General features: G+C 61.2%; 7 protein-coding genes. 4 read left to right on the top strand and 3 right to left on the bottom strand.

What is annotated here, in order from left to right; all coding sequences use genetic code 11:
• The 3 genes from BRAS3843_RS16210 to BRAS3843_RS16200 form a co-directional block, all read left to right on the top strand.
• On the top strand, window positions 1-1,378 hold a 1,378-nt coding region (locus BRAS3843_RS16210), incomplete at its 5' end, for an MFS transporter (RefSeq protein WP_139024878.1).
• 69 nt (window positions 1,379-1,447) lie between these two features.
• The gene (locus BRAS3843_RS16205) at window positions 1,448-2,320 is read left to right on the top strand and encodes an MBL fold metallo-hydrolase (protein WP_008970032.1); all 873 of its coding nucleotides are present in this window, start codon (window positions 1,448-1,450) and stop codon (window positions 2,318-2,320) included.
• Window positions 2,321-2,336: 16 nt separating this feature from the next.
• Window positions 2,337-3,308, top strand: a complete 972-nt coding sequence (locus BRAS3843_RS16200; protein ID WP_008970031.1) for an alpha/beta hydrolase — start codon at window positions 2,337-2,339, stop codon at window positions 3,306-3,308.
• A 149-nt stretch (window positions 3,309-3,457) separates the two neighbouring features.
• On the opposite strand, the gene BRAS3843_RS16195 is transcribed toward BRAS3843_RS16200, so the two are convergent.
• Window positions 3,458-4,030 carry a TetR/AcrR family transcriptional regulator gene (locus tag BRAS3843_RS16195; RefSeq protein WP_008970030.1) on the bottom strand — a complete coding sequence of 191 codons (573 nt, stop codon included), beginning with the start codon at window positions 4,028-4,030 and terminating at the stop codon, window positions 3,458-3,460.
• A 127-nt stretch (window positions 4,031-4,157) separates the two neighbouring features.
• Between BRAS3843_RS16195 and BRAS3843_RS16190 the strand changes: the two genes are divergently transcribed.
• Window positions 4,158-4,994 (top strand): alpha/beta hydrolase, encoded by an 837-nt coding sequence (locus BRAS3843_RS16190; protein WP_008970029.1) that lies wholly within the window; start codon window positions 4,158-4,160, stop codon window positions 4,992-4,994.
• Window positions 4,995-5,228: 234 nt separating this feature from the next.
• Here the strand turns inward: BRAS3843_RS16190 and BRAS3843_RS16185 are convergent, their stop codons facing one another.
• The gene (locus BRAS3843_RS16185) at window positions 5,229-6,020 is read right to left on the bottom strand and encodes a hypothetical protein (RefSeq protein ID WP_008970028.1); all 792 of its coding nucleotides are present in this window, start codon (window positions 6,018-6,020) and stop codon (window positions 5,229-5,231) included.
• Window positions 6,021-6,111: 91 nt separating this feature from the next.
• A complete protein-coding gene (gene glnA / locus BRAS3843_RS16180; protein ID WP_008970027.1) occupies window positions 6,112-7,521 on the bottom strand; it encodes a type I glutamate--ammonia ligase in 1,410 nt (469 codons plus the stop codon).
• Window positions 7,522-7,712 lie beyond the last annotated feature (191 nt).

The raw sequence follows: 7,712 nt of genomic DNA, 5'->3' as shown, positions 1-7,712 counted from the left end.
CCTGATGATGGGATTTGCGACCGTCGCCGTCGGTCTGGTGCCGACCTATGCCACGATCGGTCTGTGGGCGCCCTCGATCTTGATCTTCCTGAGAATGATCCAGGGCCTGGCGCTTGGTGGTGAGTATGGCGGCGCCGCCACCTATACCGCGGAGCATGCTCCGCAAGGCCGCCGCGGCTGGTTGACGTCGTGGCTGCAGACCTCCGCCCCGATCGGTTTCACGGCGTCGATGCTGTTCGTGTACGTCATGCGCTCCAGCATGACGCCCGAGGCATTCAACGGTTGGGGCTGGCGCGTCCTGTTCATCAGTTCGGTGGTCCCGCTTGCGGCGTCGGTCTGGATCCGCCTCAAGCTGCAGGAATCGCCGCTGTTTCTGAAAATGAAGCATGAAGGGACGCTCTCGAAGTCCCCGATCTACGACACGCTCCGGGCGTGGCCGAATCTGAAGCGCATCCTGATTGCGATGTTTGCAATGGTGGTGCCGCAGAGCGTGCTGCTGGTCGGCGCGCAGATCTATTCGCTCGTGTTCCTCACCGGCGCCGCGAAGGTGGATGCGCAGATCGCAAATCTACTGGTTGGGGCGGCCCTGATGCTGACGCTGCCGGCGATAATCTTCTTCGGTTGGTTGAGCGATCGCTACGGCACGAAGATCTTCATTCTGGCGGCGTGCGTGATCGGCACGTTCACCTACCTCCCGCTCTACAAGGCGCTCACCTTCTACGCCAACCCGGCGCTCTATAACGCACAGACCACCGTGCCGGTGACCGTCGCGGCCGATCCATCGGAGTGCTCCTTCCAGTTCAATCCGGTCGGAACGGCGAGATTCACCAGCGGGTGCGATATCGCCAAGAATGCCTTGATCCGGTTCGGCGCGCCATATTCGAACAAGGCGGAAGCCAAAGGAACGGTCGCGACCGTATTCGTCGGCTCGAAGGCGATCCCGCTTGGCCTGGCGGGACAGGCGCCGAACGCGGCGGCCTTCTCGGCGAATCTGAAGCAGGCGCTCGAGCAGGCCGGCTATCCCAGCCATGCCGATACGAGCGCGATGAATTTCGGCATGATCATTCTGATCCTGTCGGCGCTCAGCATCGTTGCTGGCATGATCTTCGGTCCGTTGGCCTCGGCGATGACCGATCTGTTCCCGCCGCAGGTTCGCTACACGTCGGTGTCGTTCAGCTATCACGTCGGCAACGGGTATTTCGGGGGACTTCTGCCGGCCATCGCGACCGCCCTGCAGATCGCAACGGGCGATCTCTACGCCGGCCTGTACTACGTGATTATCGTCTCAGCGATCTCATTCTTCATCGGGTTGTTCTGCCTCCGCTCCATGCCGTCCACGGCGACGATCTCATCGGCTGCAACCGTGGCGGCGGCCTGATCGCAGTCGAGCATCATCCTCAATGGCACGTGAACAAGAAATGGCACACGAGCAGGAAGGTCTTCTCGAATGACAACGACCCACAACATCGGCGGTATCGCCATTCAACAGGTCACCGAAATGAGAGGTCCGGGCTTCACCCCGGACTTCCTCTTCCCCGATTGGGATCAGTCGGTCCTGGACAAGCACAAGGCGCTGATGATCCCGAATTGCTTCGATCAGGTACAGGGCCGCTTCATCGCGAGTATTCACACATGGCTGCTGAAGACCAAGCATCATACGATTTTGATCGATAGCTGCGCCGGCAACGACAAGAACCGTCCGATGCTGCCGCGCTTTCATCAGCTGAACCTGCCGTTCCTCGATCGGCTGGCGGAAGCGGGCGTCCCGCCCGAGTCGGTCGATTATGTCTGCTGCACGCATTTGCACGCCGATCATTGCGGCTGGAACACGCGGCTCCTCGACGGCCGCTGGGTGCCGACTTTCCCGAATGCCAAATACGTGTTCTCCAAGGCCGAGTACGATCATTGGTCGGGCCCGGCCGGCAAGGAAGGCTTCTCCGCTGGTATCTTCGAGGACAGCGTGCTTCCGGTGATCCAGAGCGGGCAAGCCGAGATCGTCGATGGCGAAGCTGCGATCGGTAACGGTCTCACCTTCCGTCCGACGCCGGGCCACAGCCCCGGTCACGTCGCCATCCAACTCACTGATGGCGGACAGAAGGCCATCTTCAGCGGTGACATCATGCATCAGCCGCTGCAGGTCTATCGCCCGGACTGGAACAGCACGTTCTGCGAGCACAAGGAGCACGCGCGAGCATCGCGTCGTTGGCTTCTCGAGCAGGCTGCGGAAGATCGCGCGACCGTTTTCAGCGCTCATTTTGCTAACACCTCCGCCGGTTACGTCGCGCGTCGCGGCGACGAGTTCGATTGGCGGTTCGTCTAACTTGGGGGACGGAGAGATGCATAAATCGATCACCGATGCCATCATCACCGAAGAGATGAGGATCCCAAGCGAGACCGCTGGGATCGAACTCTTTGTCCGCAACAAGCGCCGCTCCGATCTGGTTCAGTTCTCGGCCGATAAGACCGTTCTGTTTGTGGCAGGATCGACCTATCCGGCATCGACCTCGTTCGACCTGCGCCTCGATGGTCTGTCCTGGATGGATCATCTGGCCCACAAAGGCTACGACGTCTATCTCGTCGACGTCCGCGGCTATGGTCGATCGACCCGTCCGGCGGAAATGGAAGCGCCGGCGTCGGACAATCAGCCGATCGTCCGCACGCCCGTCGCCGTGCGCGACGTCGCCAGCGCGGCTGCGTTCGTCCGATCGCGTCGTGAGATTGACAAGATCAACCTGATCGGCTGGTCATGGGGCACGACGCTGATGTCGCGCTACACGTCAGAGAATGCCGCGCACGTCAACAAGCTCATTCTGATCGCGCCTCAGTGGCTGCGGACGACGCCGAGTGCCGCCGATGCCGGTGGTCCGCTCGGTGCCTATCGCATCGTCGAGCGGTCGGCCACCAAGGACCGCTGGTTGAACGGCGTTCCGGAAGACAAGAAGGATACGATTCTGCCGGCCGCCTGGTTCGAGGCATGGGCAGAGGCGACGTTTGCCGATACGGGCATTGGCCCCGACAAACTGCGCGCGCCGAACGGAACAGTTCAGGACAGCCGCGAATGTTGGGCGTCCGCCAAGCCGCTTTACGACCCCGCTCTGCTCACCGTGCCGGTCTTGATCGTCCACGCCGATTGGGACCGTGACTGCCCGATCGATATGGCGCAGGCGGTGTTCAGCAAGCTCTCGGCGGCGCCTTATCGCCGATGGGTCGAGATCGGCGAAGGCACGCATTCGGTGTTCATGGAGAAGAACCGCTGGCAGGTGTTCGATGCCGTCGACGGGTTCCTTGATGAACTGCCGGTGCTTTAGAGTACGGGACACGCCGATGCGTCACGCTATTCCACGATCACCCCGAGGGACATTGCCGCAAGGACGAAACTCAATGTTGCAAGCCCTGGCGAGTGATCATCTTTGCTGCTTCGATTGGTTGAGAAACGCAAAGCGATCGAGCTACAATATCACCGCACCAGCGCAACTGCCGTCTTCAATGCCGACTCGAGCGCCTGATCGGCGGCAGGGCCATCGGGCATGGCACGTGAGATCGCGATGGCGCCGACCATCATGGCAATGATGCTCCACGCGCGCCTCTCGCGCTCGGGTCCGTCGCCGTCCAGGACATTCGCCATCTTACGGACGAGCTCCAGCATCTTGCGCTCATAAGCGGCACGGACCTGCGGGTTTGCACGCCCGACATCCGCGCTCAAAGTGGGCATCACGCAGCCGGATGCCGGGTCTGCGCGATGCGTGGCGCTGATATACATCGCCAGCCAGTCTCGGAGACGGTCCTGGCGTTCGGCGAGGCTTCCGCTCTCGGAATCGATGAACGGTTCGCCCACGCAGGTCGCGATGACCTGCTCCAGCAGAGCTTCCTTGTTGGCGAAGTTCGAATAGAAGGCGCCGGACGTGACGCCGGCCGATGCGGCCAGACCGTCAACCCCGATCCCATTAAAGCCGTTGGTCCTCAAGGCGCTGGCGCCGCTCCGCAGGATGGCCGCCTTGGCCTTCGCCTTCTGGTCGGACGGATATCTCATCACGAGCTCCTGACAATCTCTTGATTGCCGCTTGTCCATAGAATAACGAACGATATATAACGATCGTTATTTTATAGGCAATCCCTCGCGACCACGTCTAAGGTCACGACAAACCAAGAGAAAATCTATGAGCACCAGCTTCGCAAATGCAGCGACCAAGTCGGTCGATGTGAACGGCACCGCGCTTGTTTATCGGCAGGTGGGTAAGACGGACGGTATTCCGGTGGTGTTCCTTCACCATCTGACGGCGGTGTTGGAGGATTGGGATCCACGGATCGTGGATGGCCTGGCGGCGCAGCATCGCGTGATCCTGTTCGACAATCGCGGGGTCGGTCGGTCCGGCGGTACGACGCCCAAGACGGTCGAGGCGATGGCCCAGGATGCCGTCGCCTTCATTCGCGCCTTGGACTTGAGCAAGGTCGATCTGTTCGGCTTCTCGCTCGGCGGCTTCGTCGCTCAGGTCATTGCGCAGCAGCACCCCGGTCTGGTGCGCAAGATCATTCTCGCGGGCACGGGACCGGCGGGCGGCGAGGGCATCGCGAATGTTGGTCCTCTCCTCCAGGACGCGTTCGCCAAGGCAGCCGCCAACAACAAGCATCCGAAGCAGTTTCTGTTCTTCACTCAGACTGCCGCCGGCCAGGCGGCCGCCGAGGACTTTCTGCAGCGGCTGAAAGAGCGCACCGGGGATATCGACCCGCCCGCCAGCGACGACACCATTCAGGCGCAGATTGCAGCGATCCAGGCCTGGGGGCAGGGTGATGCCACCGCGCTCGGGACGGTCCAGCATCCAGTCCTGGTCGCCAATGGCGATGACGATGTCATGGTGCCGTCGGTCAACTCGTTCGAATTGGCGCGCAGGTTGCCGAATGCGCAGTTGAGCATTTTCCCGGATGCCGGGCACGGCGGCATCTTCCAGTACCACGCCGCCTTCGCCGCGCAGGCCCTGACCTTCCTCGCACAATAAGCAGGCTGAGCATCATGGTCCGGCGCAACGCAGGCGCCGGACCATGATGCGGACTTCGGACGAGGTCATTTGACCTGACAGAGCCCTGCGGCTCGCTGTGATCACCACAAGAAAAAGGCGCCCCGCAAAGGAGCGCCTCTAATAGTGCGATGATCGGCCGATCTTTCGCCCGGGCTTGGCCCGAATAGTACATGTCGAAGCGTCGGTGCTGAATCTCGAACGATGCTTACAAAATCAGTTGCCGCCGAGTTCAAATCGGCCATTCTTCTCGGCATCCGGTTCGCAAGGACGTGCGATCAGGGATCCCGACCAGTTATTTCCACCCTGACGCTCAGGAAAGACGATATTCCAACAAAGATCGTTGCTGGAGCGGATGGTCTTGTTGTCCTTGTCGTAGATCCATCTGATGGCAACGCGTGCGCAATCTTCGACGACGAGCCTCATATCCTTCCCGCCGGCTGCCGATTTCGCGTCGATGCAAAGCTCTGGCTTGCCATCAACTGTGAGATGATTCTCTGCGAGCCGGAATACGTGCTGGCGCACGCCCCAGAAATAGTCGCATCGATCAATCGCCAGGGTCGCGCCTGGCACGAATCGATAGCCGGCCGTGGAAACGCAGGCGTAGTCCATATATTCCGGTGAGATGAGGAATCCTTTCGGGCGGCGGGCCATGATTGCGTCAAGTCGAGTCGCTTCTATGGCGAGCGCGCAGATCCGGACACGCGAACCTTCCCAGCATCCTCCAGCCTGGTGAACCTCGCCAAGAGCAGCTTGGGCGTGGGTGGCGCCAGGCATCGCATTCCAGAACGCCTCACCTCTCCCGTTCTCGACGTTCACCATGGCCCAGTACGTGTCGCCGTATATGGAGAACGAGCCGCCTTTGTCGCGTGAAAATTCGCAGACGCCGGCAATATAGGACTTACCATCCACAGTCAGCGTGCAATCCACCGGATGTGTCGCAGCCAGAGCGGGGCACAGCGTCGCCAGGGCGAAAGCGATAGAGATAATTGCGAGACGTAGGAACATGCGTCGTCTTCCGTCGTCAATTCGCGGCAAAAAAGGCGCCCCGCGAGGGGCGCCTTTGATAGTGCGATGATCCGCCGATTTTCGTTCGAGCTTAGCCCGAATAGTACATGTCGAACTCGACCGGGTGCGGAGTCATCTCGAAACGCTCGACCTCGGTCATCTTCAGCGCGATGTAGCTGTCGATGAAGTCGTCGTCGAAGACGCCGCCGGCCTTGAGGAAGGCGCGGTCCTTGTCGAGATTCTCCAGCGCCTCACGCAAGCTACCGCAGACGGTCGGGATCTGCTTCAGCTCTTCCTTCGGCAGGTCGTAGAGGTCCTTGTCCATCGCCGGGCCGGGATCGAGCTTGTTCTTCACGCCGTCGAGGCCGGCCATCAGCATCGCGGCAAAGCCGAGATACGGATTGGCGAGCGGATCGGGGAAGCGCACCTCGACGCGCTTGGCCTTCGGCGAAGCGGTGTAGGGGATGCGGCAGGAGGCCGAGCGGTTGCGCGCGGAATAGGCGAGCAGCACCGGCGCCTCATAGCCTGGGACCAGACGCTTGTAGGAGTTGGTCGAGGGGTTGGTGAAGGCGTTGATGGCCTTGGCGTGCTTGATGATGCCGGCGATGTAGGACAGACAGGTTTCCGACAGGTCGGAGTACTTGTTGCCCGCGAACACCGGCTTGCCGTCCTTCCAGATCGACTGGTGGACGTGCATGCCCGAGCCGTTGTCGCCGTAGACCGGCTTCGGCATGAAGGTGGCGGTCTTGCCGTAGATGTGCGCGACCTGGTGGATGCAATACTTGTAGATCTGCATCTGGTCGGCCATCAAAGTGAGCGTGTCGAACTTCATGCCGAGCTCGTGCTGGGCGGAAGCCACCTCGTGGTGATGCTTCTCGACCTTGACGCCCATCTTGGCCATGGCGCCGAGCATTTCCGAGCGCATGTCCTGCACCGAGTCCTGCGGCGGCACCGGGAAGTAGCCGGCCTTGGTGCGGATGCGGTGGCCGAGGTTGCCGCCCTCATATTCGGTGTCGGAGTTGGTCGGCAGCTCCGAGGAGTCGAGCTTGAAGCCGGTGTTGTAGGGGGTGGTCTGGAAACGGACGTCGTCGAACACGAAGAACTCGGCCTCGGGGCCGACATAGACGGCGTCGCCCACGCCCATCGACTTCACCATCGCCTCCGCCTTCTTGGCGATGCCGCGGGGGTCGCGGTTGTACGGCTCGCCGGTGGTCGGCTCGAGCACGTCGCAGGTGATGATCATGGTGGTTTCGGCAAAGAACGGATCGATCGTCGCCGTGACCGGATCGGGCATCAGGCACATGTCGGACTCGTTGATCGCCTTCCAGCCGGCGATCGAGGAGCCGTCGAACATGAGGCCTTCGGCAAAGGTGTCTTCCTCGATCATGCTGACGTCGAACGTCACATGCTGCCACTTGCCGCGCGGATCGGTGAAACGCAGGTCGACGTATTTGACGTCGTCATCCTTGATCGATTTCAGGACATCTTTGGCGGTCTTCATAAATACCCCTCTTGGCTAGAGCGTGATCCGGACGAGTGCCGAGCGGCTTTCCGAAAGGCCATGCAGTCAAAAATCGAGAGCGCGACGGCGTTCTCCCTGGCCGCATCGCGCCCTTTTACTCTTGTCACGGCCCGGCCGCGGGACGGCGACTGCGGGTCATGCTCCATAGCGTTGGGCGGGGCGCAAGACAA

The organism is Bradyrhizobium sp. STM 3843, from assembly GCF_000239815.1.
Lineage (GTDB): Bacteria > Pseudomonadota > Alphaproteobacteria > Rhizobiales > Xanthobacteraceae > Bradyrhizobium.
Note: the sequence above shows the minus strand (reverse complement) of the source record. Positions and strands in the feature narration are given on the sequence as shown.